Genomic DNA, 24,446 nt, shown 5'->3' on the forward strand with positions numbered 1-24,446 from the left:
GCTTATAGCTGTGGCAGTGTGGCTGGAGGCGTTAGCGCATCATTGTCGCTGACACTCACCTTACTGCCGTTACTCAAGCGCACCTGGCCTGAAGTCACGATCATATCGCCGGCTTTAATGTCGCCAGTAACAAGCGCATTGTTGATACCACGCTCAAGCACATTAACGTTGATCTGCTTAACTCGCTTGATCGTTTCACCATCTTCAACTTTGTCCTCAATGACATAAATCGAATTACCGTAAAGGGTAAAGCTGATGGCTGTTTGTGGCAGTACGGTTTGTTCAGTAAGCTCTGGTAGCTGAATATCAACTTTGGCAAACATGCCGCTACGTAATTTTAAATCAGTATTTGGAATTTGTGCTTGCACTTGAATCAATCCACTTTGGTAGAAAACAGCAGGTTCAATTGCAGAGATCACCCCTTCAAAAGGTTCTGTGGGGTAGGCATCAACATACACATGTACAGACTGCCCTTTAGCAATTCGTGGCAGCTGTGTTTGAGGAATGGTAAAACGGATCTTCATGGTACTGATATCTTCTAGGCGCACAATCTCTGTACCCGTTTGCAGGTATTCACCTAAGTTCACATTTCGAATACCGACTAAACCAGCGAAAGGTGCTTTGATTTCGCGGCGGCCAATGGTGGCGCTTAAGCTTTCGCTATCGGCCACTAACGCGAGGTATTTTGATTCACTGTTATCAAGATCTTGTTTAGACACTGAGTTTTGCTTATAGAGTTTGCTAAGGCGTTTAAAGTCAGCCTCTGCTGCAGGTAGCTGTACCTGCTTACTCTTTAAGTTAGCTTTCTCTACCTTTGAATCCAGCTCAATCAGCATCTGACCGGTCTCGACAGCGCTACCATTCTCAAATTTAATGGCAGATACTACGCCTGCCAATTCATTAGAGATGGTGACACCTTGGTTTGGCTCAACAAAACCAATGGCGTTAATTGTGGGTTGCCATGAATCGGGCGCAACAGTCATTGCGGTTACCGGAGCAATAGCTTCCGGCATATTGGCAATCGCATCGGCAATCTTGCCTTTAACAAATAGATTGAATCCGATGACAGATCCAAATGCCAACACAGCGATAACTAACATTACCAGGGTCCATTTTTTCATGTCCTGACAGCTCCTTTAGTGAGTAGATTGAGTTGGGAGTAAAGTTGATTTCCAGCATAGGTCGCAAACTAGTTCGATCTCATGAGTTTCATACTGAATGAGTCCGCGTCGTGTGGTGCGAGCGAGTGCCATAGCTGGCTCCATAGATAGTGCATAGAGGGCGCGCGAGTTCAGAGGCTGCATAATACCTAGAGCTTTACCCTCTTCAAATAACTGATGCAGCGGCGCAAACAGAGTGAACTCTAGATGACGGATCTCATCGGTATTGCTCTCGGGTAGATGTGCATATTGCTCATAGCTTAAATTGGTCGGTGAACGCTCTCTGCCAAAGTAATGCATCCTGAGCCAGATCCGCTTGAAGCGTTGCTCTAAAGTCCCTTGCTGGTGGTCTGCCAATAAATGTGCCGCGACTTGAGCTAAGACATCTTTTCTAAGCTCTATAATGAGCTCATTTTTGTCTTTAAAGTAGCGGTAGATAGTGCCTGCAGCAACGCCAGCTTCGTTCGCTACTTGCTGCATAGAAAGTCCTTGAATCCCGCCCGTGGCGATAATCTTTTCAGAGGCTCTTAAAATTAAATCACGTTTGTTTGACATAAATACGATATATAATGAATGAACGTTCATTCATTAGTGTAGTGTTCACTTTGTGGATAAGCAAGAAATAATCGTGGACGAGGCGGCTCTTTACACTGTAATGGTATAAGTTTGTTTTTAAATATAGTCTATCGTCAGAGGATTTTTCTGATAACTTTTCGTTAGCTATTGGCTTTCTGCTATCATTCGTTTTTTAGTGCCTTCCTTTTAATATCTTGGTTGTTAAGTACAGATGAAGCTCAATCCCGGACAAAATGACGCGGTTCACTATGTTAGTGGTCCCTGTTTAGTGCTTGCTGGTGCAGGTAGTGGCAAAACCAGAGTGATTATTAATAAGATCGCTTATCTGGTGGAAAAGTGTGGCTATAAGGCGCGCAATATTGCTGCGGTGACGTTTACCAATAAGGCAGCACGTGAGATGAAAGAGCGTGTGTCGCAGTCTATGGGGCGCAAAGAAGCCCGTGGTCTGTGGATCTCAACCTTTCATACTCTTGGATTAGAGATTATTAAGCGCGAACATAAAGTGGTGGGCTTAAAGCCTGGTTTTTCACTGTTTGATGATCAAGATACCTTGGCGTTGCTTAAAGAATTGACTCTTGATGAGCTGGATGAAGACAAGGACTTGCTGCGATTGCTAGCCACCACCATTTCTAATTGGAAAGGTGATTTGGTGATCCCTGCGCAAGCATCAAAAATTGCCAAAGATGAACAGCAGCAGCTGTTTGCTGTGTTGTATCATCGTTACGCGCAACATATGAAAGCCTACAATGCGCTTGATTTTGATGATCTTATTTTATTGCCGACATTACTGCTTAGGCAAAATGAAGAGGTCAGAACGCGCTGGCAAACTCGCATCCAATATATGCTGGTGGATGAGTACCAAGATACCAATACCAGTCAGTATGAGATGGTTAAACTGCTGGTGGGAGATCGAGCGCGTTTTACCGTGGTAGGTGATGATGATCAGTCTATCTACTCCTGGCGTGGTGCTAAACCGCAGAACTTGGTGTTACTTGGTAAAGATTTCCCTAAATTGAAACTGATTAAGCTGGAGCAGAACTATCGCTCTAGTCAGCGCATTTTGCGTGCGGCCAATATCTTAATTGCTAATAACCCGCATGTTTATGAAAAAGCCCTGTTTAGTGAGCTGGCTTATGGTGAACCTATTCGCGTGCTGATAGCTGCCAATGAGGAGCAGGAAGCTGAGCGAGTCGTCGCGGAGATGATCCGGCATAAGTTTGTTGGTCGAACACAATATGGTGACTACGCCATTTTGTATCGGGGTAACCATCAGTCTCGTTTACTTGAGCGAGCGTTGATGACTAACCGTATTCCCTACAAGCTCAGTGGTGGCACCTCATTTTTTGGTCGTGCAGAGATCAAAGATATCATGGCTTACCTGCGTTTGGTGGTGAATCCTGACGACGATAATGCTTTTTTACGGATAGTTAACTTGCCGAAGCGAGGGATCGGTCCTGCCACATTAGAGCGCTTAGGTAACTTCTCCAATAAGAAACAGATTTCGATGTTTGCCGCTATTTTTGAAGCAGACCTTAACCATGAACTGCCGCCAGCGGCTATGGCTTCGTTGTATAAGTTTGGCCGCTTTGTGGTGGAGACGGGGGATTGTGCTGAGCGCGGCGATCCAGTAGAAGCTGTCAAGCAGTTGATCCGTAATATAAATTACGAAGATTACCTATACGAGACTAGCACCAGTGCTAAAGCCGCAGAGATGCGGATGAAGAATATCTCTGAGCTTTATCGTTGGGTAACAGAGATGCTTGAAGGTGATGAGCTTGATGAAGGGATGACGCTACCTGAAGTGGTCGCTAGGCTAACGCTGCGTGACATGATGGAACGCAATAGTGAAGACGAGGGCGGTGATCAAGTACAACTAATGACACTGCATGCATCAAAAGGGTTGGAGTTCCCTTACGTGTTTATGGTGGGGGCTGAAGAGCGAATTTTGCCACACCAAAGTAGCATTGATGAAGATAATGTTGATGAAGAGCGTCGCTTAGCTTACGTAGGGATCACCCGAGCACAAAAAGAGTTATGGTTTGTTATCTGCCGTGAACGACGTCAGTTTGGTGAGACTATTCGTTGTGAGCCAAGTCGTTTCTTAATGGAGTTGCCGCAAGATGACTTGATTTGGGAAAATAGAAAGCCAGCCCAAAGTGCAGAACAGCGTCAGCAGTCAGGTAAGGCCAATATTGCAAACCTGAGAGATATGTTTAAGAAGTAGTTAATGCGCAGACGCAGCAGCGAATAAACTGCTGCGTTATGCACAAACTTGACTGCTGGTATTATCGAGTTCAAACACTTTTCCAAGTGCTATTCCTTGTCCCTTTTCAAACCCTATATCCGATAGCACTTGGCAATGCACTTTAGTTGCAACCCCTACTGCAAATATTTCCAGTTCTAATGCTCTAGCTGCACTGTAATATGCCTTGATGAGCTTTAAGTGTTGCTCACTCTCAAGATGAGTGGCGTAACTAGAGTCTAGCTTTAACGACTGAATGGGTAAGAAGGTTAAGCTGCTTATCGCGCTATGGGCACTGCCGTAACCATCGATACCGAGTTGCACGTTGAGACCATTGAGCTGTTCAAAAGCATTGATATGGTTATTGGCGTTTTGGACAAACTCTTTTTCGTTGAAAAATAGCGTTAGCTTGGTTAGATCAAAGTGACACTGCTTTACCTTATTCTTTAGCGCTCTGAGTGCATGTTTATGGTTCAAATGCTGACTGGATATCGATACTTGTATGTGGAAGTCCACCCCAAAGCGCTGCTCTAACGAATGAAAGCCGTCGTTAATCATTGCCAACATGTAGTTATCAAGCTCAATAAGCATATTGCAATGCTCTGCAATGTTGTTGAGCTGTATTTGCTTTACTTTGCCTAAGGTTGGGTGCTGCCAAAAAAGCCTTGGTTCAAATGCAATGACCCTCTCGGAATCTAGCTCCATAATGGGCAGGTAACTCAACTGTAGATCGCCGTTCTCTAGTGCAACTTTAAGCTCGTTTTCTAGCTCAAGCTCCTGCACATGCTGTTTATTACTGCCTTGATCAAAGAGTACGTAGCAGCCTTTACCTTTAGATTTTGCTTGATACATTGCGTTGTCAGCATTGCGCAGAATTGATTCGCTGGTATCTGAATTGTTTTGCCCGCTCATGGCGAGACCTATGCTTGCGCTAGAGTTGAGTTGCTGATTGGCCAATGTATAGGGCCGTGATAACTCAAGTAATACCCGCTCTGCGACATCTTCAGCATCTTTTTGGCTACCAACAGAATCGAGTAAAATCACAAACTCATCACCGCCTAAACGGGCTAACATGTCATTATTGCGAATACACAGTTTAAGACGTTTTGCTGTTTCGATAAGAAAGCGGTCGCCTTCTAGGTGACCTAAGGTATCGTTAAGTAGTTTAAACCTATCCATATCGATAAACAGTACGGCGAACTTGTCGAGAGTATGGCGGCGAACATGCTTAATTGATTGCGATAAGCGTTCCATAAACATGGCACGATTTGGTAAACCAGTGAGGTTATCATGCTTGGCATCATGGACTAATTGACGCTCGATACGCTTACGTTGGCTTATCTCTTTTTCAAGATCACCGTTGACACAAGCCAACGTTTGAGTTCGCTCATTAATCTTTTCTTCAAGTTGTTCGTAGCTAATTTGTAATGATTCAGCCGACAGTTTTTTCTCTATAGCAGTCGCAATATGTTGCGATACAAACGTCAATAGTTCGAGGTCTTTTTCTTGATAGTTTTGGCTATAACTATAGCTGTAAATCGTTAGCGAACCTCTAACTTCACCGTGAATGAATAGTGGTAAGCCTATCCACTGATTGATCTCCTGAGTGTCGTTTAACTCAGGTGCTTCACAGTAAAGCTCACCAGACTGAATAAGGGCATCGATATCACTGCGCTCTAATAGTCTCGGCTTTTGATTAAGTAAAATATACTCGGTTAAGCCATCGCTGATAGCCCGTGGTTTAGGTGATGGTAGATCAAACTGCGAAACAAAGTAGGGGAAACTTAGTGAATCCCGTTCGTCATTAAGCAATGAGATAAAACAATTATTAATTGGAATTAAATGGCTAATAACCCGATGAAGCTCTTCGTAAAACTCAAGGTTATCAATGTTTGAAGTCGCAAGATCGGCAATCTCAAACAGAGATTTTTGTAATCGTTCGGCTCTTCGTCTTTCATAGACTTCAAGTTTTAGCTTGTTATAAGCAATACTCAGCTCTTTAGTGCGAGTCTCGATGGCAAGTTCGAGTTGTTCTTGATATTGCAGACGTTCAATCACCGCTGATATGTGGTGGCTAATGAATGTCATTAGTTCTAATTCCATATCACCGTAATAGGTATCGGGGTGATAGCTTTGCACCACAAGCACACCAGTGGTGTTTTCTACACTTTTAATTGGCACACCAACCCATTGATGACAATCACTGCCCCGTGGAACAATGACGCCCGAGGCGACCAGCTCTGTGTAGGTATCGTTATTACAAATTAACGCCTGCTCTGTTTTAAGTACATATCCGGTTAAGCCACTATAGAGCATGTCGGATAGGTCTTCTTCTGGGTAGCAATCTTCAGGGTGGAGATCTTTTTCATCTTCGAAAAAAGGAACTTCAATTCTTTCTGTCGTTGGGTTAAGCGTTGCGATAAAAAAATTGTCAGCAGGAATTAGCTTCTTGAGTGATTGATGCAGAGATGAATAGAACTCTTCAGGTGTGCTGACGCTTGCTGCGAAGTTAGAAATATCTAACAAAGCATTTTGGGTGACTTCTGCGCGCTTGTATTTTTGAGCCAATACTTTTAAGCGTGCAATCCTTTTATTTAATTTCACAGTTTCTGTCGACTGCGATGTTTCTTCCCTAAACATGCATTTCCGCCAAGCGCTATTTTTATTCTGATCTGGAATTGAGCTAATCAATATAAATAACATGAAAAATCTTTATATCCAAGGCTTTATTTTGTACAGCGATGCTTTAAAAGCATACTAATCACTCAATTCTTGAGCAAACAGGTAAAAAAAAGCAAATCAAGTGTAGACGGGGGGGCTATTTATCCATATTATATGCGGCGCTAACAAGGCAGGCACCCATAGCTCAGCTGGATAGAGCGCACCCCTCCGGAGGGTGAGGCCGAGGGTTCGAATCCTTCTGGGTGCACCAGATTGGAAACGAAAGTTTTGTTAGTAGGAAATAAGCAGTGGTGATTGTAGCTCAGTTGGTAGAGCCCCGGATTGTGATTCCGGTTGTCGTGGGTTCGAGCCCCATCAGTCACCCCATTTTCCTTGTGAAGTTTTAAAGTAAAAAGCTCGGTGATTAGCGCATCCTGGTAACGCATCAGGATTGTGATAAGAAGCGAAGCAGAGGGTGACCCTCTTTAAATATCTAATTTAGACTCGGTGATTAGCGCAGCCCGGTAGCGCATCTGGTTTGGGACCAGAGGGTCAGAGGTTCGAATCCTCTATCACCGACCACATTAATAAATAGTGAGTTTACTCGGTATTTAGCAATTTAAAAAAAGAGTTTACGGTGATTAGCGCAGCCCGGTAGCGCATCTGGTTTGGGACCAGAGGGTCAGAGGTTCGAATCCTCTATCACCGACCACTTTCGAAAAGCCTCTTGAGAAATCAAGAGGCTTTTTTCGTTTGGATAAAAAAAGAGATTCGAATCCAGCTTTAACGACCGACCGGTTTCGATATGCCGCTAAAGTAATCAAGAGGCTTTTTTCGTTTTAGCGAGGAAAAGAGATTCGAATCCAGCTTTAACGACCGACCACTTTGCATTAAGCCCTTCGAGTAATCGAAGGGCTTTTCTGTTAGTTCGTTATAAAGAAAGTATTTGAATCCAACATTAACGACTGGCCACTTTCGAAAACCTCTTGAGAAATCAAGAGGTTTTCCGTTTGGATTAAAAAAGAAAAGCGTCCCACTTTAACGACTGGTTACCTTACTGGGGAGCAGCTTCTCAAGGATGTATCTGCAGATTGTTTCTCAGGATACATTTGGATACAGAGTCCTAAATCGACATCAAATATAGTGAGCTCACTATCATTTGAACGATGTAAAAGGACTAACTCCATGAATAAAATCTATTTCGCTATCTCAGCTATCTTATTGTCTAATGCCGCATTCGCAGAGGGCGGTAATACCTATATTCGCAACGGCAACATATATAGCCATCAAGGGCAGTTTTTTGCTGGCGCTGGTGCTGCTACTGGCAGTGAGTTTTACAAAGGCCAAGATCATAAAACGGGTTTTTATTTAAATGGTGGTTATCACGGTGAGGACTTTAATGCTGATCTTGCCGGTGTGAATTACCGCTTCTTTGGCTCAAACGATAGCACGGTAAACTTCAGTGTTTTTGCGACTGCCAACCCAGCTTTTGATGCAGATGATGCCGATATATTAAAAGGTATGAAGGATCGTAAAATTAGTGGTGATCTGGGCTTAAATGCCGATATTCACTTAGGACAAGGCACGCTATCAACTAAGTTTCAGCATGACGTAACGGGCGTTTATGATGGCTTCCAAGCGGATGTTACTTACTATCAGCCTATGAATATCGGTTTTGCAGATTTTGTGCCTTACGCTGGGGTGCATTACTTTAGCAAAGACTACGTTAATTACTACGCTGGTGTGTCGAAATCTGACGCTACTGCACAACGTCCTGTATATCAGGCTGATGGTGCATTCGCTTATAAAGTCGGCTATGCGATGGTGGTTCCGATTAGTGAGCACTTAGATATTACTCAAGCAACAGGTTATTCACGTTTAGGATCTGACATGGCTGACTCGCCGCTGATTGATAGTAAAAACCAATGGGTAACAACCTTAGGTGTTAACTACAGTTTCTAATATCCTAGGGGGAAAGATGATGACATTATTGAAAAAACTATCACAAAGAAAACAAACATTACAGAACCTATCTGTCGGCATCGCATTGGCGGTCGTCCTAACGGCTTGTGCAACTCCTTATGATACCGAGAAGAGTTTTTGGACCTTCGGTAAAGGGTTTGAAACGATGCAAATTGCCGCTGATAGCTGGCAAATAAGCTTTGTGGGCAATACTAATACCGATAGGGCGCTGACACGTAAGTATGTCATGTTGAAATCTGCAGAGTTGTGCCAAAAAGCAGGTTACCCTTATTTTACCTTTACCAATGAGCAAACTAACCGAGATTCGGTTGGCCAATTTGGTGCAGGCACTACCACTAGTGATATTCTGTGGGGTAGTTCTACCATTGATAAAGAGACATCTACGGTTGTTGAGGTCACAGGGCTTAAACAGCACCCTGCGAACTCTGGGGCACGTATCTATGATACTCATTACATTTTAAGCAACGTCTCTACTGACAGTTAAATAGCGATTATCGTAGGTTCATATGGAAACGTCCTCAATGAGGGCGTTTTTAGTATTTGTAAAAGCATCCGTGCTAGCTAAGGCTAATCATTTAAATTTGAGTGACATTTTTGCCCCACCTAACTCAATTGAGCGGCCAATAACAAGTTCTGATCCCATCCAATCTCCAATGCGTTTGACGATGGCGAGTCCCATACCGTGGCCCGCATTGCCTCGACTCTGCTGCCCTCGGACAAAAGGCTTAACCACTTGTTCGGTTTCAGTTTCGGCGATTCCTTGGCCATCATCTTCAACGTGCAGCCAAGTCGCGTTGTCGGTAAGTTCTAATCGAACCTTAATTTTTGACTGACCAAAGCGTGCTGCATTGCTGAGCAAGTTGGCAACTTGCATTGATAGATATTTAGGATCTGTATTGATCATTATAGATTGTGATGCGGGAATATATTCAAGTTGTAAGCGATTGTCGGCGTGTCCAACTAGTTTCCTTTCTAACCAGGCATTAAGTTCTACAGATTGCAATTCAGGCTGAATATTCGCTTGGTCAAGGCGTGCATAGTTCAATAGTGTTGCAACTAATTCCTCCATTGCATCAATATCGCGATTTAGTCGCTTAAAATACTTAACCCGCAGTTGCTCATTTTGAGTTTCTTCAAGTGCTTCAATGCCGAAACGCAAACGCGCTATAGGTGTTTTTAGGTCGTGAGATACAGCTCTACTTAATAGTTTATTGTCATCAATTAGTTGCTGAATACGATCAGCCATACGGTTAAATTCTGTTTCGATGGTTGCGATATAGGAGGTTTTTTTGACGTCAATTCGCTGTTGTAACTCACCCATGCCAAATGCTTGAGTTGTTTTGCTTAGGGTTAATAATTGCCTGATAAGCGGAGATACCCATACTAATAATATCGCCACGACACCAATATAAAACAACATGGTATAAAGCTTATTGAGGTCAAAGCTTTTTTCTTCAGGTGATGTGAGTTGGGTTTTGATATTGAGCACTTGGCCAGTATCAGGTATTAGGTAGTGCAGTGATATACCTTCGTCAGACTCCAGCGCTAGGGCCTTTTCATTATTAAACTGTAGTTTTAATGAGGGTGGCAGTATAAATTCAACCTTTGGGGTGAGTGACATCTGCTGTTGGTTATGTTGATTCCAATTGTCGACAAATCCTTGTTGATTAGCTTCGTCGTTAGCAAGTGTGCGTGATAGTGTAACGCCTACTAATTTTAATGCGGCTAACTGTTCGTTAGTGCTAGTGCTATCAGTATCAGGGTTTTGTAATGTAGCAAATTCACTAATTGACCAGCCTAAACTGATAATGGAGGCAAGCACTACCAGGATGAGAGAAATGATTAGTTTTTTCATTGATATGACCTAGTTATAGAACTGTATATCGATAGCTATGATTCATCTTCACGGCAAAATAGATAACCCTTACCCCTAATAGTCTTGATCTTATAGGGCTGGTTTTTGGCCTCATGTAGTTTTTTACGTAGACGTGATATGCGGATATCGATAGAGCGATCAAAGCCGTCATATTCAATGCCTCTGAGCTCGGCAATTAAATCGGTACGGCTAACGACTGTGCCAACCTTCAGAGCCAGTAACCATAAAACATCAAACTCATTTGCATTTAGATCTAAGACTTGCTGGTCAATGGTGACAGATTTAGCCGCTGCATTTAGGATTAAAGAGTCGAATACCAGTTGTTGTTTTATATTATCGTCAGTCGCGCGGCGCAGTAAGGCTTTGATTCGAGCAAGCATGACTTGTGGTCGAATAGGTTTAGTCAGGTAATCATCAGCGCCCACCTCTAGCCCCTGAATTTCATCACCATCTTCAACACAAGCGGTCATAAATAGAATTGGCCCCGTATAGAAAGCCCGAGCTTCTTTACAGACGTCAAAGCCATTTTTAACGGGCAGCATGACATCTAAGAGCACTAAATCAGGTCGCTCTTCTGCGATCATTGCTAGCGCATAATCGCCCTGATTTGCGACAGTAATACTATATCCATGGTCGAGTAGGTAATCACTTATCCACTCAGCCAGAGAGCTATCATCTTCGACAACCAATATGTGTTTCACATTAGCCATTATTAAAATAATCTCCAGCCAGATGGACTTTGCTTTGGGGCTTTGTAAACCCAAGTGACGACAACCTTTACCTCAGCAACAGCATTTAAGTCATCTTGATTTACTAACTTGAATATAGTGGTTGAGTCACTTTCGAAGCTGTATTTAAATTGTTGTAGCGTTTTTCCATCCCAACAGATTAATGGTTGCTGACTTGGTGACAACATTAGGCAAAAGCGACCAATAGCCGGTGTTTGCCATTGAAATAATACATCTTGATAGCAAATCTGTCCTTTGTGCAAAGCAACACATTGCTCTGGTGTTGCAGTGAAAGTGATAGGTTGTTTATGCTCTGAGGCTATCGACGGGGCTGCAAATAAGATTAGCGGCAACCAGGAATAAAATCTATTCATAAGCCACCTAAAATACATAGCTGATTGATGCGTTAAAAAACGACACGTGATCAGCCTCATTAAAAGGACTATTGGTGACTTCGTCTGAGAGCATATTGATACGATACATCGCTCGAAATACAAAGCTTTCGCTAATTGGGTAGGCGACGCCGAGTTCTACCCCGTAACTAAATGAACTCTCAGGTTGGTATTGTGGAAAGAGTGCTGTTGCCTCATCACTGCTTACACCAAAAAGGTGCTGGTTCAATGTTGCAGATGAGTATTCAACGCTGCCTAATGCGTGAAAGTTCCAGTTGCGTATTTGCCAAGACTTTCCTAATCGTGCAGAGCTCTGTATCCCTTGGTCATCGTAATAGTCGCTCACTATTCTATATTGGAATACGTAGTGGTCATCCCAATAGCGAGTGGCGCGAAAACCAGCTCCAACATAAATCGACTCTTCAGACATCAGGTAGGCGTTACGATCGGCCTCATTGAGTGTTGCGGGATCAATGCCTTCAGGGCGTGACCATGAACTTTTTAGATTGGCGAAGAGTAGATCTAGTGACCAGTTTTCAGAGTTCCAAAAGTTGTAGCCTAGGTTGATACCATCTTGAGATTGATGAACCATTTCAACAAAAAGACCATTATATTGATACATACCACTGATTAATAACGAGGGTTGTATCGCTTGGTGCTCCGTTTGTCGAATATCAACCTTGTTGACACCATAAACGCTGGCTCCTAACTCAAAATAGCCACCGTTAGTCAGTCGGTTATCAACTCCGCCCGCTACACTGCTTGCGATGTCAGAGGCAGAGGCTAGCGTAGGAGATAATATAAAAACCAACGTAAGCGTTCTGAGAATATATCGAAATAGGGAGCAAAGGTCAGTGTTCATAACATTTGCTGGCTTATTGAGAGAGCAATAAGAGTTAGAAACCTTTGAAAGAATGAACAAAATATTATTCCATTAGATTGATTTTACGCAACTATTTAAAAACACTCTTTACGTGATTATTGGTGAGTATCTGTGTCACCATTTCTGTTCGTGACCGAATAGCATAATGTATGGTGTGTTTGCCGTATCAAAAGTCATTTAGCTAAAAAGTTAAGCCTTGTTGCAAACAAAAGCAATAACCCAGCTTCTTAATGTTGTTTATTTACAAGTGTTGCTTGAATTGTACATGAGTCATGTTTCGACTTCATATTTATCTGTTTGTGGTCGATTGTGTTGTGCTGAAGGCTGGCTATTTCTCACAAAAAAGGCCTCTAATGAGGCCTTTATGGATTGACTTAAGCTGTTCTTGCTATAGCTCTATATCCACAGGTGGCGAAACATAGCCCATATAGGCGTTGGTTTTTAAAGGCACAAAGCGTTCTAGTTGAGCCCTCTCCTCAATACCGGTGACTATCACCTCAATATCTAACCCTTTAGCCACGTTAATCAGCGCACGGCACAATTCACTACTATGCTCACTTTCATCATAATAGGCGAAAGACTGGTCGAGTTTGACGTAACTTGGTCGTAAGTTCTGTAAGTAGCTCATTGAGCCAAACTGACGACCAAAATGATCAATGCCAAAATGTGCACCGTTATCTCTAATGATGGTACACAGAGCTTCACAGGCTTCTGGGCTGCTATATACAGCAGCTTCTGGGATATCAAAACAGATGCGTTCTCTTAAAGCTGATGAACGCAGTAACTTATTAAGCCACTGGTGGAACTCTGTATCGTTAATACTCTCGAAAGTCAGGTTAATCGCGATAGGTTCGAAGTTTCGATCCAGCAGTGCTCTGGTGCTGATGGTGTCTATTAAGCACTTATCGAGCAAGCTTCCTAAAGACAATAGCTCAATGTAGGGCATGAATTGACCAGCAAATATCTTCTTTTCACCTATTTCGAGCTGACAATAGAGCTCTCTTTGTAATACGGCGTCATTGTCATTAAGCAATATTGGTTGCCATTTGAACTTAAATTTACCAGCACTAATTGCGCTGCTTAAATGTTCGCGCCATTGCTCACGGGTGAACAACTGCTTTTCACTGGTCTCAAACCAATGGAAGACTTTGTTTTCTTGCAATGATTTTTGTAGCGCATTATCAGCCTGAGCTAAAATGTCACTTACCGTCATTTGCCCCTTACGCTCGGCAATACCAAGTGCAAACCCTTCGTTAGGCTTACAGCCTGCTTTAGAGATCTCTTGGTTAATGGTGCGGATAAGAGTTTGTAGGTATTTACTGGTCTGCTCATGCTCTGAGCTCGTAATCAAGAATGCAAACTCATAGGCTGCGATGCGCGCAATGACAGAAGTGCTAACGCCATCTAAATGTTGCTTCATCTTCTGTGATAACAGTTTGATGGTCTCATCTCGAACTTGATAACCGTACTTACTGTGCACCTCTTCCAACCAATCCATTTTGGCCATGATCAGTGCACCATTTTTAGGTTCACTTAGCCAGCCGCTGAGCCTGCCCATCATATATTGGCGATTAGGTAGAGTAGATACTTGGTCAACAAGGTTTTTCTTTCTGAGCTCACCAACCTCTTCATCGAGAGAACTGAAAATCTGCTTAAGTTGAGCTGACATGCTATTGAAAGCTTGTACCACCGACTTTAACTCTCGGGTCTTGGGTACAGTCATATCTGGACCAAACTTTCTATTAGCAATCTCCTTGGCATGTTCTGCAATATCATGCAGTGGTCTTAAAATCCAAGTTAAGCCGACGCGAGCGAGGATAATAGCGATTAAAAATAGTACTGAGAAAACCATAATCGCGTTAGTCATTGTGCGCCATAGTTCATGGTAGCCAAAACCTGGGTGAGCAGTTATTTCAAGTCTAGCAAGTTGGATCCAACCCGTTGTAATGGTGCTTTCACGGCGAATGGTGTCAAACAGATCAAGGTCAATAAACCATTGCGGCACACCTTCGATAGTGAGTGGGTTTTGCCAAACCTGTTGTTTGCCATCAACCAACCAAGTTAGTTTTACTTCTTGGTAATAGCCACCTTCAAAGATTACATTAATTAAGGTTTCTGCACCGACGATGTCGCCAGCCTCTAAATCAGGTACCAGCATTATACCGAGAGAGTTACTGGTATTGTTGAGGTCAGACTCCATCTGCTTAGTTAGAAAGCTTTGGGTCTCGGTAAATTGCACATAACCTAAACTCGCTACTACTAGTAAAAACAGTGCAAACAGAAGTGTGTATATCTGTCGAAACAGTGTCATCTTGTTAACTACTCCAGTTTTAGTTTAGGTTGCTTTAGTCGTTCAACACCTAAACGATGCTTTAGGTCATTCCATTTCGCAAGTTTCGATGAAGAGCCTGCTAGAACGCCTCGTCCTTTTTCTTTATTTAGCCACAATTGTCGACCGTTAAAACTGTATACCGGTATAAGATCTTTACGCTGAGTTGCTGGTTTTATAGATTTATCAAGGTTATCTAAAACGAGAGGAATAGAGGAGGGAGTTTCATAATACGCAAGCACCATATGGTATTGGTTAACACTCGTCGCCTTAACCATGGTAATACGTAATTTGTCTTCTGAAACGCCAAGCTGCAGCAACGTGAAATACTTTGCGATAGAAAAGTCTTCGCAATCGCCACCACTAACACCAATAAATTCCATTGGTGTTGCCCAATAATTCTTATTTCCCCAAAGTTTTATATCGTCGACAAAATGAAAAAGGTTAAAAAAATTATTAACCATTAATATTTTATCGCTATCTTGTAGCCCCTTAGCTTCATCAATTATTTTAAACCAAGCCCTAATGCGTTTTCCCGCCCGTTCTCCATATTGAGACTCTATGGTTTGGGTTATGTGGGCTTCGTCTAACTGCGGTATTGGGTCTGCATCCAGATAAAGTGAGGACACAGACAAAGCCAATCCAGTCAAAGTGAATTGGCAGACTTTTTTTAATTTTTGTAATTTATAAAGCCTGCCATTCATATGACGTTAGAGAGTCTCCTACTTAGTCACTTCATCTACAGTATATATATGCCATTTCATATCAGCGGTGGTGTCATCACCAGTTAGCTCTGCGATAACTCTACGGTTCACCTTATGTGCTGCTGCGGTATGAGTGGGATCGATTGGGCGATCAAAACTATATCCTACAGCACTTAATCGAGACGATTCAATATCAAAGCGTTCGCTAAGCAGTGCACTTACTGCGTTGGCTCTGTTTTGTGATAACTCTTGATTGTGCTCGTGGCTACCCGTCTTACTACAGTGCCCTTCAATCACGGCTTGTGTGTTGGGAAATTTTTGCATGAAAGTAGCGATAATTTCGACTTGGGTATAATACACAGGATCGATGTAGTAAGAGTCATTAGCAAACAAAATCTTTAGCTCTTGACGCTCGTTAATCGGTTTGATTTTACCGCAACCGTAGTTATCGATCGTCGCTCCGAGTTCAGTTTCTGTGCAGCGTTCTCTGGCTACAATTACACCATCATGGTCGATGTCATTTAAGTCATGCACCTGCTTCGTTGGTGTATCCATTGATACGGTGTCACGCATTGAGCAGCCACCTAATATAGCGAAACTCAATAATATAATTAGGGTTCTCATTGCGGTACTCCTCCTTCGTAATCACGCTCACCTTGCCATACATCTGGACGTGTGACTCTTAATGAGTCGAGCAACTGTCCAGTGGCATTAAGAACACGATACTGGGACACTATTTCATCGTACTCAGATTCTAAGTAGTCTTTTCGTGCTTCAAATAGCTCATTTTCTGTATCTAGCAGATCCAGCAATGTACGTTGGCCTAAATTGAACTGTTGACTATAAGCAACTTGAGTGTCTTTTGCTGCAATGACATGATCACGAATGTACATCTTTTGCGGGGTAAGCAACTCGTATGCATTCCAAGCTAGATTGACACCTTCAACCACTTGTCTATGAGCTCGCTGACGGATCTCTTTCGCTTCACCTATTTTGTAGGCAGCTTCTTTTTCTCGAGCTAAATCACGACCACCTGCAAACAGGTTATATTTAACCCTGATCATAGCGACTAGATCGTTGTTGTGACCGCCTACATTTTGAAATGCACCAGCGCCATCTTCACCATCAATATCATTATTCCAGTTACCATCTAGCTCTAAGGTAAACTTGGGATAGTAATTTGATTGGGCAGATTCTCGTTCATTCTCGGCAGCAAAAATATCACTTGAAGCCGACTTCAAAATAGGATGATTCTCTTGCGCCATCATGACACTGGTTTGTAAGTCGACAGGTAACATATCGGCATCGGGTACAGGTACAATCATATCTTCTGGTTGTTGCTCTACGATACGAACAAACTGCGACTTGGCATCGTAGAAATTATTACGCGCAGAGATAACATTGGCGTTAGCGCGGGCTAGACGGCCGGTGATCTGTGATAGATCTGCGGTCGAACCTAAGCCTGAATCGGTTCTCTGTTTAATTTGATCATAAATATCTTTATGGCTTTCAAGGTTTTTCTCGGCCAATGTCAGTACTTGCTCACTGCGAATATAATTGGTGTAAACCTTAACAACGTCCAGTGCCATATCTTCGGCGGCAGCAAATAGTGCCCACTGCTCTGCACTCGCTTCAAAGCTATATCTATCAACTTCACTGCTGGTATAAAAACCGTCAAAAAGCATCTGCTTGATACTAAAACCTGCTTCGCCTCTTTCTAGCTCAATCACGCCGTCAGAATCGACTTCGCCTTGTCCTGCACGACGACGAGTCGATGGGCTATTGGTTTGTTCCCAACCATAGCCTCCTGAGATATCTACCGTCGGCATATAACCGGCTACTGCTTGGTTGACTTGCTCTTCGCGCGCTTTAAAGCGGTTAAATGCGATCCGTATTTCAGGGTTCGTATCTAATGTGTGCGCTACTGCTTGTTCCAACGTTTGGCTATAAGCCGCTGCTGGTAATATCAGCGCGCCAACGGCGAGTGCAATTGCACTACGTTTTACCTGCCGTATTGTGCTGGTGTCCATGTTAACCCCTCCAGGTCGTTTTTTATTGGGCTTCAACGCTCTCGGAGCGCGGTATCTTTAGCCCGTAATATTGGATTAAGTATGTACTCTAAAACGGATCTCTGCCCAGTAATTACATCAACCGAGGTCAACATCCCTGGTATGATAGGCATTTCCGTGCCATCGTCCTTTGTTAAGCTAGAAAACTCCGTTCTAACTTTTACAATATAGAAACTATTACCCTCTTCATCTTGGGTTGTATCGGCACTAATGTGCTCTACAACGCCGTCTAGCCCACCATAACGAGTAAAGTCATAAGCGGTGACTTTGACTACTGCTGGTAGCCCAGGATGTAGAAAGGCAATGTCCTTTGGAACAATCTTGGTTTCGATCAGTAGTTTGTCTTCTGATGGAACGATCTCAATGATATCGACACCGGGCTGCACAACACCGCCAAGCGTGTTGATGTGCACTGACTTAATGGTGCCGTTAACCGGTGAGACAATTTCTGCTTTACTGACCTTATCTTGGGCGCCCACTTGTGCTTCATTCATACGTGACAATTTAGTTTGCATTTCATTTAACTGGGCGCGAGTATCAGCGGCAAAAATCAGTACAGATTCACGACGTTTTAATATCGCTTCATCCATGGTTGATTTTACTTTTGGTCTTAATAACCTTAAGGAGGAGAGTTCACCTTGAATGTCATTGACCACACGTTGCAATTTAAGCAGCTCAACCTCAGGCACAATTCCTTTGTCTGCAAGTGGTCTTGTAAGCTCTAGCTCTCTAGATACCAACTGGAAACTAGTAGTAAGTGTTCTAATTTTTGAGGCTAGTTCTTGGATCTCTTGGTTACGTTGCTGGATCTGTCTAGCTTGGATCGCGAGCTGGTTACTGAGGTTATCAATACGGCCTAGGTATTCTTCGCGTTGTCTCTTGGTTAGCTCTGGCTCATTGGTTTCTAATAACTGAGGAAAGACTAACGCTTGAGGCAATATTTTTACCTGTTCACGCCAATCAGAACCGATACTGGAAATAGTAATACTGTTCAGTTCTGTCTTTAGTCGAATAACATTGGCAAGCAGGCTATTTACCTCTTGCTCCTGTTGCGCAAAGTCAGATTGAAAGCGAGTTGCATCAATACGTGCAAGGGGCTGGCCTTTTGTTACAATTAAACCTTCTTGCACGTACATGTCTTGCAATATACCGCCATCTAAACTCTGTATAACCTGTATTTGCGAAGAGGGAATGACTTTACCCATCCCCGTCGTTACTTGGTCTAACTCTGCAAAATAGGCCCAAATTAAAAAGGTGAAAGCCAGAGCTGTAAGTGCCCAAATGGTTAATCGGTGACTGGCTGGCGCGTCAGTCATCATCGCGCCATAGACATCATCAACCATCTCTAAGTCTTGTGAAGTGAGGTGTTTACTCATTTATTGGGCACTCCTGCAAGTAGCCCTTCATTCAGTTTCTTAAGCACGTCAGCTTTTGCACCATCAGCAACAATGTGGCCACGATCTAATACAATAATGCGATCGACTAGATTAAGTAGGTGCATTTTGTGAGTAATGAGCAGTAGCGTTCGGTCTCGGCTGACATTGTGCATCGCTTGGATAAACTGTTTTTCAGCTCTAGCATCTAAACTGGCAGTGGGTTCATCCATCAGCAGTACTGGTGGGTCATTCAAAGTGGCTCGGGCTAATGCTATGGTCTGTCGTTGACCACGTGATAACTCTCGTCCACCTTCACCTACTTGTTGGTCGAGCCCTTCAGATTCTAAGTTGGTAAACAAGTTAACGCCTGATAGCTGGACTGCTCTTATCAGTTGATGCTCGGTCACTTGGCGAGTTCCAAAAAGGATGTTGTCGCGAATGCTGCCATGAAACAGGGTGATATCTTGTGGTAGGTAACCAAAGTTACGTCTCAGATCACTAGGGTGTATTTGAGCTGAATCGAGACCGTCGTAAGTGATGCTGCCTTTACTCGGCTGAAAAAGGCCTACTAAAATTTTAGCTAAAGTACTTTTGCCTGAACCATTACGACCAATGATGGCAACCCGCTCACCGGGCTCAATTTTTAATGACATTGGATGCAGTATTGGGCGCTCAGAGTTCGAATAACTAAAGCCTAAAGTATGAGCGTTTATCTGTCCGCGCAGGCGCTGACGACTGACAAGGTGACCTTTATTTTCAAATTCGTCTTCTTGGGTCATGATCTCATTTAGCTGACGCAGTGCACTGGCAGTTTGGTTGCCGCGGGTCATGAGTCCAGCTAATTGCGCCATTGGAGAGATAGCACGGCTAGATAAGATAACGGCTGCGATGATCCCACCCATAGAAATAGCATTGTCGGCAACACGGTAAACCCCTAGAATAACCACAAAAATCACTGATGTTTGTACGACAAATGTGGCGACATTAGTCACAGAGGTGGAGATTTTTTTTGCCTTTAGCTGCCAGTTCGCCGTATGACCAATCATCTGTTGCCAGCTTTTCTGTACAAGTCCTTCTGCACCACTTGATTTTATTGATTCAAGTGAAGATAGCGATTCAATAAGGTGACCATGTTTCAAGCCTGAGAACTTATTAGTTTCTTCAATAGCAGCTTTTAATTTTGGCTGCATAATCAGGGTATAACCAATAATGATGAAGCTGCCGACTAATGGAATAAGTGCTAGATCACCTGCGACTAAATAGATGATGGTCAAGAAAAATAGTGCAAAAGGAAGATCCACTAAGGTGGTGATGGTTGCTGAGGTGAGAATATCTCTTATGCTATCGAACTCTCCCAGTTGTTTTGCCATTCCGCCAACACTTGGGGAGCGTTTTTCTAATGGAATACCAACGGCTTTGGCGAACAGTTTTGATGAGACAATAATATCAACTTTCTTTCCAGCTACATCAATTAAATAGCTGCGTAACTGGCGCATTATCAGATCAAATATATAAGCGATGCCTGCGCCAATGGCTAATACCCACAACGAGTCGAATGCCAGGTTTGGCACGACTTTGTCGTATACATTCATGATGAACAGCGGTGATACCAGTGCAAAAAGGTTAACTAAAACCGAAGCAATTAAAGCATCTCGGTAGATAGGTGCAGAATCTTTAAGTGTCTGCAGTAACCAATGAGATTTATTCTCGTGCAGGTGGACATCAAAGCCCATATCGCCACGATATTCTTGCTTAACAAGAAACAGGTAACCGACATAAATGGCCTCTAGCTCTTCAATCGATAATGTCTGTTCACCACCTGTTTCTGGTAGCTGAATAATCGCTTTATCTTGCTCAATATCAAGCTCTCTAAGCAGGCAAGCCTTCTTATCCTTAAGTAACAATATGCTGGGTAGCAGTATTGGGGTGATCTCATTTAAACCTTTACGAGAAAGCTTAGCCGCTAACCCTGCTCGAGCTGCTGCTTGTGGCAATAACTCAGGCGTTAATACATGGCCTTGCATAGGAAGGCCTGCGGCTAGAGAGTCGCTAGAGCAGGGGCTACCGAAATATTCAGTAAGCAAAACTAAACTGTCTAACAGAGGATCGACGACAACTCGTTGAGAAGCCGATATCGTCCACTGATCAGTTTTCTTAGAAGCTGAAGCTGGCACCTTGGGGACTTATCCTTAAGATTTTATTATTCTTTAGTATCGGACATGAGGGGGATATTTGCCACACCCCTCATACTTCGTCTTAGCTACTATAGTGAATTAAGTACACCATTATTATCTAAGTCATTAGGAGACTGTTCGTTAGAGTCAATAATGAGTGTATCACCCTGGCTGTTACTTACTATGAGAGGGCCTTCACCGTTATCTCCGAGTAATCCACTAATGATCTCTTCTGAATTACTACCAAATTGAGAAATAAGATCAACACCGTCTAACACTATGTGTTGATCAAAGCTGCCATTTTGATCGGTATCGATATTAATGCTTGTAGAACCATTATCATCGGTGAAATTGATATACTGACTGATTTCATCAATGTCATCACCTTGCAAAATATCACTCAGATCCAGCTTGTCTTCTTCAATATTTAAGTTGCTAATGTGGTCTGTACTGTCGGTGCCTGCAATAGCATCTTCAGCCCATACAAAGGTATCACCACCTAAGCCAGCGATCATTGAATCACTTTCAGATGTAGCAAATTGAACATTATCATCCTCGGATTCATTACTCGCAATCCGTGCATTCGGTGCTTTTAAAGCGGATAGTTGTTCAAAAGCTTCAAACTCTACATTTAGTGGGGCTACGCCGTCAGGTCCTGGTGCACCATTAATTGCATCTGGGTCATCCAAAATAATGAGTTCAAATGGAACCGTAGAGGTGGCAACATCACCATTGTTTGCCTCGGTTGAGGTTGCTGTGACTGTCAAGTCATAGGTGCCAGAATTCGCAACTTGAACTTGTAACGTGCTCAAATCCCAGCCATCTAGATTAACTGTACCGTTAACGGTTACTTGTATCGCTGAGCCATTGAGTAATAGTCCTTTTAGCTCGGATCCATTCGGAATACCTGCCAGGCTTATATTTAGCGTCTCGCTGCTGTCAACTAAGCTTGCTTCAATCTCACTTAATTTAACGAAATCATTTTCATAGCCTTGGTTATCAACAGCCTTAAAGCTGAGGTTATCTAGAATAGCGCCTACAGAGTCATCATTTTGAGATTCGAATATGAGCCTATAGGTTCCAGATGTGTCAACTGGCAAGGTGATTTCCTGATTGAGTAACCAGTTACTATCTTCAGGATCAAAGGTATACAGTAGCTGCTCTGTACCCTCAATGACATTACCTTGAGCATCGACTTGAGCTAATGATATTGTCATTCCTGAGGTATCAGCATTGTTAAGTCTGGCTGCAATATCGAAGCCTACTTGGTAAAAGCGACCAGCCTCACACTCGATGTCGGTATATAGTGTTTTGTCGCCATCATCACCTTCAATTTCCATCACCTGGTTACCAGAGTCACCTGCTAAATAAGTCCCTTCGCGACCCACTTCGACGAAGCCATCATTATTGGCTGTATTCCAAACACCGATGGTGTTTGCACCTTCAACCGCATTAATTTCAATGCCACCAGACCAACTTGAGCCATTTAACTCCACATCTTCAAAGTTCATTGCAGCTAGACTTTGGAAGCCTTTCTGCACCAATAATGGCGCATCTGCTTTGGCTGTAACTTCAATGACTAAATCTGCAGTAGCTCCCGTATTGGTGGTATAGGTAATGGTTGGTAGTGTGCCACTCCAGTTTTCTGTTGGAGTGAAGGTATAGGTTCCATCAGTATCTAAGCTGAAGCTGCCTTCAGCTAACGGAATAATGGTAGTGCCTGCTGAGTAACCGGCTCCGTTAATGCTAAAGCCTGCGATTGTTAACGTATCATCAGGATCACTATCTCCAGTCACTGCATCTGTTAGAACATTTCCTGTTGATTGGGGACTATCTTCAACTACAGTCAAGCGGTCATCTTGAGTTACGGTAGGTTGATTTACTGGTGAAAGGTCACCATCAACAGTATTAACATTGATTGTTAGTGTAGCTGTAGACTGATCACCATCGGCATCTTCAATAGTGTAATCGAACTCTTCTACTGCATTCTCTGGGATAAGGTTGGCGCTGGCCGTAACTTGATAGGTATAGCTACCGTCGCTATTAATTGTTAGTGAGCCATATAAGCCTACAATTGTCGTACTTGAAGCACCACCTACATCAAGAGAACCGGAGTCAGACTCAACTTCAACAACCGTAATATCTGTATCTGCACCTGTAATATCATTGGTCAATACATTGCCAGTTGTCGAAGGTAGTTCGTAATTACTACCCTCTACAATTCTGACTACCACGTCATAGCTAGTTGATTGGTCTTCCGCAGTACGAATTTGAGTAACGACCTCTCCATTAGGTTGATCTGTCTCTCTAAAGCCGACAACTTGAACTGTGTATAGGTTACCTTCATAGGTAAAGGTAACTTGTGGTGTTCCAATATCGATGATGTCTTTACTTGCTTCTGCATCGTCACTGTTCGGAGTCTCATTATGGCTGAATGGGATCTCTAAAGTTACTTCAGTTGCTACTCCGTGAACATCGGTTACAGTAAAGGTAATCGTCATCGTAGCCGCAGTGATTGCTGTGCCGCCATCAACGGTATAATTGTAATGAGTAAATGTACCAAGGGTAATATCTTGGTTTAACTGAATTTCGCCGTTTAAGGTTGCATCATCATCGATAAAGCCATAACCAGACTGTTTGCCATCAGTGGTACCCCAGCGAATTTGATCATGCCCTGAGTCATTGTCACTACCGCCACCGTAATTGTTTGAATCATCGGGGTCTATGCCATTAAATCCATCAAATGTGCCTACGTCGGCACCTCCTGTAGATGAAGTCCAAACAGCTTCAACTCCACCAACTAAAAAGCTATCGACTAATACTTCAACGCTGTCTGTATCATCTTTTGCTTCTGCAAGATCATCAACGATGTTGGTTTGTAAGGTTATAGAGGCTGAATCACCGTCATTATCATATGCGGTAATGTCAAAATTATCATTAATGACATCATTGCCATTCCCTGCAGGATCATGATCCTGCCTGGCATCAAGAGTGTAGGTATAGCTAAGAATGCCATTGCTATAATCAGTAATGGTTAGTGTACCGTTATCACCAGCAATATTAATTGGTGTTGTAGACGCCGCTAAAAGCATCGCTAGTGTAATGCTTGTATTACCTATTTCGATTCTTGCTAAGCCATCATTGGCAGTAACAGTTAACGAACCGGCGTCTTTAAATTGTCCACCACCAGAGCCTGTAGCCAGGGCTGACTCGTGAACAGTGAGTGTTGCTGGAGCTCCAAGAGTAACTGGGTCATCTATATTTTCTACATTCAGCGTCACATCGGCAGTATC

At 43.0% G+C, this 24,446-nt stretch carries 17 protein-coding genes and 4 tRNA genes; 7 read left to right on the forward strand and 14 right to left on the reverse strand.

The annotated features are described in order from the left end of the window. Positions 1 to 2: 2 nt before the first annotated feature. Together AB4135_RS17340 and AB4135_RS17345 are read right to left on the reverse strand one after the other, a co-directional pair. Positions 3 to 1,121, reverse strand: coding sequence for an efflux RND transporter periplasmic adaptor subunit (locus AB4135_RS17340; protein ID WP_371994722.1), 1,119 nt, complete (start codon positions 1,119 to 1,121; stop codon positions 3 to 5). A gap of 15 nt (positions 1,122 to 1,136) precedes the next feature. Next, positions 1,137 to 1,640 carry a TetR/AcrR family transcriptional regulator gene (locus AB4135_RS17345; RefSeq protein WP_371994723.1) on the reverse strand — a complete coding sequence of 168 codons (504 nt, stop codon included), beginning with the start codon at positions 1,638 to 1,640 and terminating at the stop codon, positions 1,137 to 1,139. 307 nt (positions 1,641 to 1,947) lie between these two features. On the opposite strand from AB4135_RS17345, the gene rep reads away from it, so the two are divergent. After that, a complete protein-coding gene (gene rep, locus AB4135_RS17350; protein WP_371994724.1) occupies positions 1,948 to 3,960 on the forward strand; it encodes a DNA helicase Rep in 2,013 nt (670 codons plus the stop codon). Between the two features lie 36 nt (positions 3,961 to 3,996). Here rep and AB4135_RS17355 read toward each other — a convergent pair whose 3' ends face one another. Beyond that, positions 3,997 to 6,618: a diguanylate cyclase domain-containing protein gene (locus AB4135_RS17355; RefSeq protein WP_371994725.1), complete on the reverse strand. Its 2,622-nt coding sequence runs from the start codon at positions 6,616 to 6,618 to the stop codon at positions 3,997 to 3,999. Positions 6,619 to 6,833: 215 nt separating this feature from the next. Here AB4135_RS17355 and AB4135_RS17360 point away from each other — a divergent pair. The 6 genes from AB4135_RS17360 (at position 6,834) to AB4135_RS17385 (ending at position 9,106) form a co-directional block, all read left to right on the forward strand. Further along, positions 6,834 to 6,910 (forward strand) — tRNA-Arg (locus AB4135_RS17360). Between the two features lie 40 nt (positions 6,911 to 6,950). Continuing rightward, a tRNA-His gene (locus AB4135_RS17365) sits at positions 6,951 to 7,026 on the forward strand. Positions 7,027 to 7,144: 118 nt separating this feature from the next. Beyond that, a tRNA-Pro gene (locus tag AB4135_RS17370) sits at positions 7,145 to 7,221 on the forward strand. A gap of 53 nt (positions 7,222 to 7,274) precedes the next feature. Beyond that, a tRNA-Pro gene (locus tag AB4135_RS17375) sits at positions 7,275 to 7,351 on the forward strand. Positions 7,352 to 7,824: 473 nt separating this feature from the next. Further along, a complete protein-coding gene (gene ompV / locus AB4135_RS17380; RefSeq protein WP_371994726.1) occupies positions 7,825 to 8,601 on the forward strand; it encodes an outer membrane protein OmpV in 777 nt (258 codons plus the stop codon). A gap of 19 nt (positions 8,602 to 8,620) precedes the next feature. Further along, complete coding sequence (locus AB4135_RS17385) at positions 8,621 to 9,106, forward strand: CC0125/CC1285 family lipoprotein (protein WP_371994737.1); 486 nt, start codon at positions 8,621 to 8,623, stop codon at positions 9,104 to 9,106. Positions 9,107 to 9,193: 87 nt separating this feature from the next. Here the strand turns inward: AB4135_RS17385 and AB4135_RS17390 are convergent, their stop codons facing one another. The 11 genes from AB4135_RS17390 to AB4135_RS17440 form a co-directional block, all read right to left on the reverse strand. Continuing rightward, positions 9,194 to 10,477, reverse strand: a complete 1,284-nt coding sequence (locus tag AB4135_RS17390) for an ATP-binding protein (RefSeq protein WP_371994727.1) — start codon at positions 10,475 to 10,477, stop codon at positions 9,194 to 9,196. Between the two features lie 35 nt (positions 10,478 to 10,512). After that, entirely contained in the window at positions 10,513 to 11,208 is a 696-nt protein-coding gene (locus AB4135_RS17395; protein WP_371994728.1) for a response regulator, read from the reverse strand. 2 nt (positions 11,209 to 11,210) lie between these two features. After that, the gene (locus AB4135_RS17400) at positions 11,211 to 11,600 is read right to left on the reverse strand and encodes a DUF3019 domain-containing protein (RefSeq protein WP_371994729.1); all 390 of its coding nucleotides are present in this window, start codon (positions 11,598 to 11,600) and stop codon (positions 11,211 to 11,213) included. 7 nt (positions 11,601 to 11,607) lie between these two features. Continuing rightward, positions 11,608 to 12,480 (reverse strand): MipA/OmpV family protein, encoded by an 873-nt coding sequence (locus tag AB4135_RS17405; protein WP_371994730.1) that lies wholly within the window; start codon positions 12,478 to 12,480, stop codon positions 11,608 to 11,610. 409 nt (positions 12,481 to 12,889) lie between these two features. Continuing rightward, the gene (locus tag AB4135_RS17410; protein ID WP_371994731.1) at positions 12,890 to 14,812 is read right to left on the reverse strand and encodes an EAL domain-containing protein; all 1,923 of its coding nucleotides are present in this window, start codon (positions 14,810 to 14,812) and stop codon (positions 12,890 to 12,892) included. Positions 14,813 to 14,820: 8 nt separating this feature from the next. Then, positions 14,821 to 15,534: a transglutaminase-like cysteine peptidase gene (locus AB4135_RS17415; RefSeq protein WP_220738537.1), complete on the reverse strand. Its 714-nt coding sequence runs from the start codon at positions 15,532 to 15,534 to the stop codon at positions 14,821 to 14,823. 18 nt (positions 15,535 to 15,552) lie between these two features. Beyond that, the gene (locus tag AB4135_RS17420) at positions 15,553 to 16,158 is read right to left on the reverse strand and encodes an OmpA family protein (protein WP_371994732.1); all 606 of its coding nucleotides are present in this window, start codon (positions 16,156 to 16,158) and stop codon (positions 15,553 to 15,555) included. Next, positions 16,155 to 17,564, reverse strand: coding sequence for a TolC family outer membrane protein (locus tag AB4135_RS17425; RefSeq protein WP_371994733.1), 1,410 nt, complete (start codon positions 17,562 to 17,564; stop codon positions 16,155 to 16,157). Before AB4135_RS17425 ends, AB4135_RS17420 begins: the two co-directional genes overlap by 4 nt. 32 nt (positions 17,565 to 17,596) lie before the next feature. Next, complete coding sequence (locus tag AB4135_RS17430) at positions 17,597 to 18,979, reverse strand: HlyD family type I secretion periplasmic adaptor subunit (protein ID WP_371994734.1); 1,383 nt, start codon at positions 18,977 to 18,979, stop codon at positions 17,597 to 17,599. Continuing rightward, positions 18,976 to 21,153, reverse strand: coding sequence for a type I secretion system permease/ATPase (locus AB4135_RS17435; RefSeq protein WP_371994735.1), 2,178 nt, complete (start codon positions 21,151 to 21,153; stop codon positions 18,976 to 18,978). The genes AB4135_RS17430 and AB4135_RS17435 overlap by 4 nt, the downstream gene beginning before the upstream one ends. An 89-nt stretch (positions 21,154 to 21,242) precedes the next feature. After that, on the reverse strand, positions 21,243 to 24,446 hold a 3,204-nt coding region (locus AB4135_RS17440; protein WP_371994736.1), incomplete at its 5' end, for a choice-of-anchor K domain-containing protein.

The organism is Shewanella sp. 10N.286.54.B9 (assembly GCF_041468565.1).
GTDB lineage: Bacteria > Pseudomonadota > Gammaproteobacteria > Enterobacterales > Shewanellaceae > Shewanella.

Excerpts from the sequence above, each read along its gene's own strand:
- AB4135_RS17355 (WP_371994725.1), bottom strand. The coding sequence starts at position 6,618 with ATGTTTAGGGAAGAAACATCGCAGTCGACAGAAACTGTGAAATTAAAT.
- AB4135_RS17395 (WP_371994728.1), bottom strand. The coding sequence starts at position 11,208 with ATGGCTAATGTGAAACACATATTGGTTGTCGAAGATGATAGCTCTCTG.
- AB4135_RS17340 (WP_371994722.1), bottom strand. The coding sequence starts at position 1,121 with ATGAAAAAATGGACCCTGGTAATGTTAGTTATCGCTGTGTTGGCATTT.
- rep (WP_371994724.1), top strand. The coding sequence starts at position 1,948 with ATGAAGCTCAATCCCGGACAAAATGACGCGGTTCACTATGTTAGTGGT.
- AB4135_RS17425 (WP_371994733.1), bottom strand. The coding sequence starts at position 17,564 with ATGGACACCAGCACAATACGGCAGGTAAAACGTAGTGCAATTGCACTC.
- AB4135_RS17410 (WP_371994731.1), bottom strand. The coding sequence starts at position 14,812 with ATGACACTGTTTCGACAGATATACACACTTCTGTTTGCACTGTTTTTA.
- AB4135_RS17345 (WP_371994723.1), bottom strand. The coding sequence starts at position 1,640 with ATGCAGCAAGTAGCGAACGAAGCTGGCGTTGCTGCAGGCACTATCTAC.
- AB4135_RS17390 (WP_371994727.1), bottom strand. The coding sequence starts at position 10,477 with ATGAAAAAACTAATCATTTCTCTCATCCTGGTAGTGCTTGCCTCCATT.
- AB4135_RS17420 (WP_371994732.1), bottom strand. The coding sequence starts at position 16,158 with ATGAGAACCCTAATTATATTATTGAGTTTCGCTATATTAGGTGGCTGC.
- ompV (WP_371994726.1), top strand. The coding sequence starts at position 7,825 with ATGAATAAAATCTATTTCGCTATCTCAGCTATCTTATTGTCTAATGCC.
- AB4135_RS17415 (WP_220738537.1), bottom strand. The coding sequence starts at position 15,534 with ATGAATGGCAGGCTTTATAAATTACAAAAATTAAAAAAAGTCTGCCAA.
- AB4135_RS17430 (WP_371994734.1), bottom strand. The coding sequence starts at position 18,979 with ATGAGTAAACACCTCACTTCACAAGACTTAGAGATGGTTGATGATGTC.
- AB4135_RS17385 (WP_371994737.1), top strand. The coding sequence starts at position 8,621 with ATGACATTATTGAAAAAACTATCACAAAGAAAACAAACATTACAGAAC.
- AB4135_RS17400 (WP_371994729.1), bottom strand. The coding sequence starts at position 11,600 with ATGAATAGATTTTATTCCTGGTTGCCGCTAATCTTATTTGCAGCCCCG.
- AB4135_RS17405 (WP_371994730.1), bottom strand. The coding sequence starts at position 12,480 with ATGAACACTGACCTTTGCTCCCTATTTCGATATATTCTCAGAACGCTT.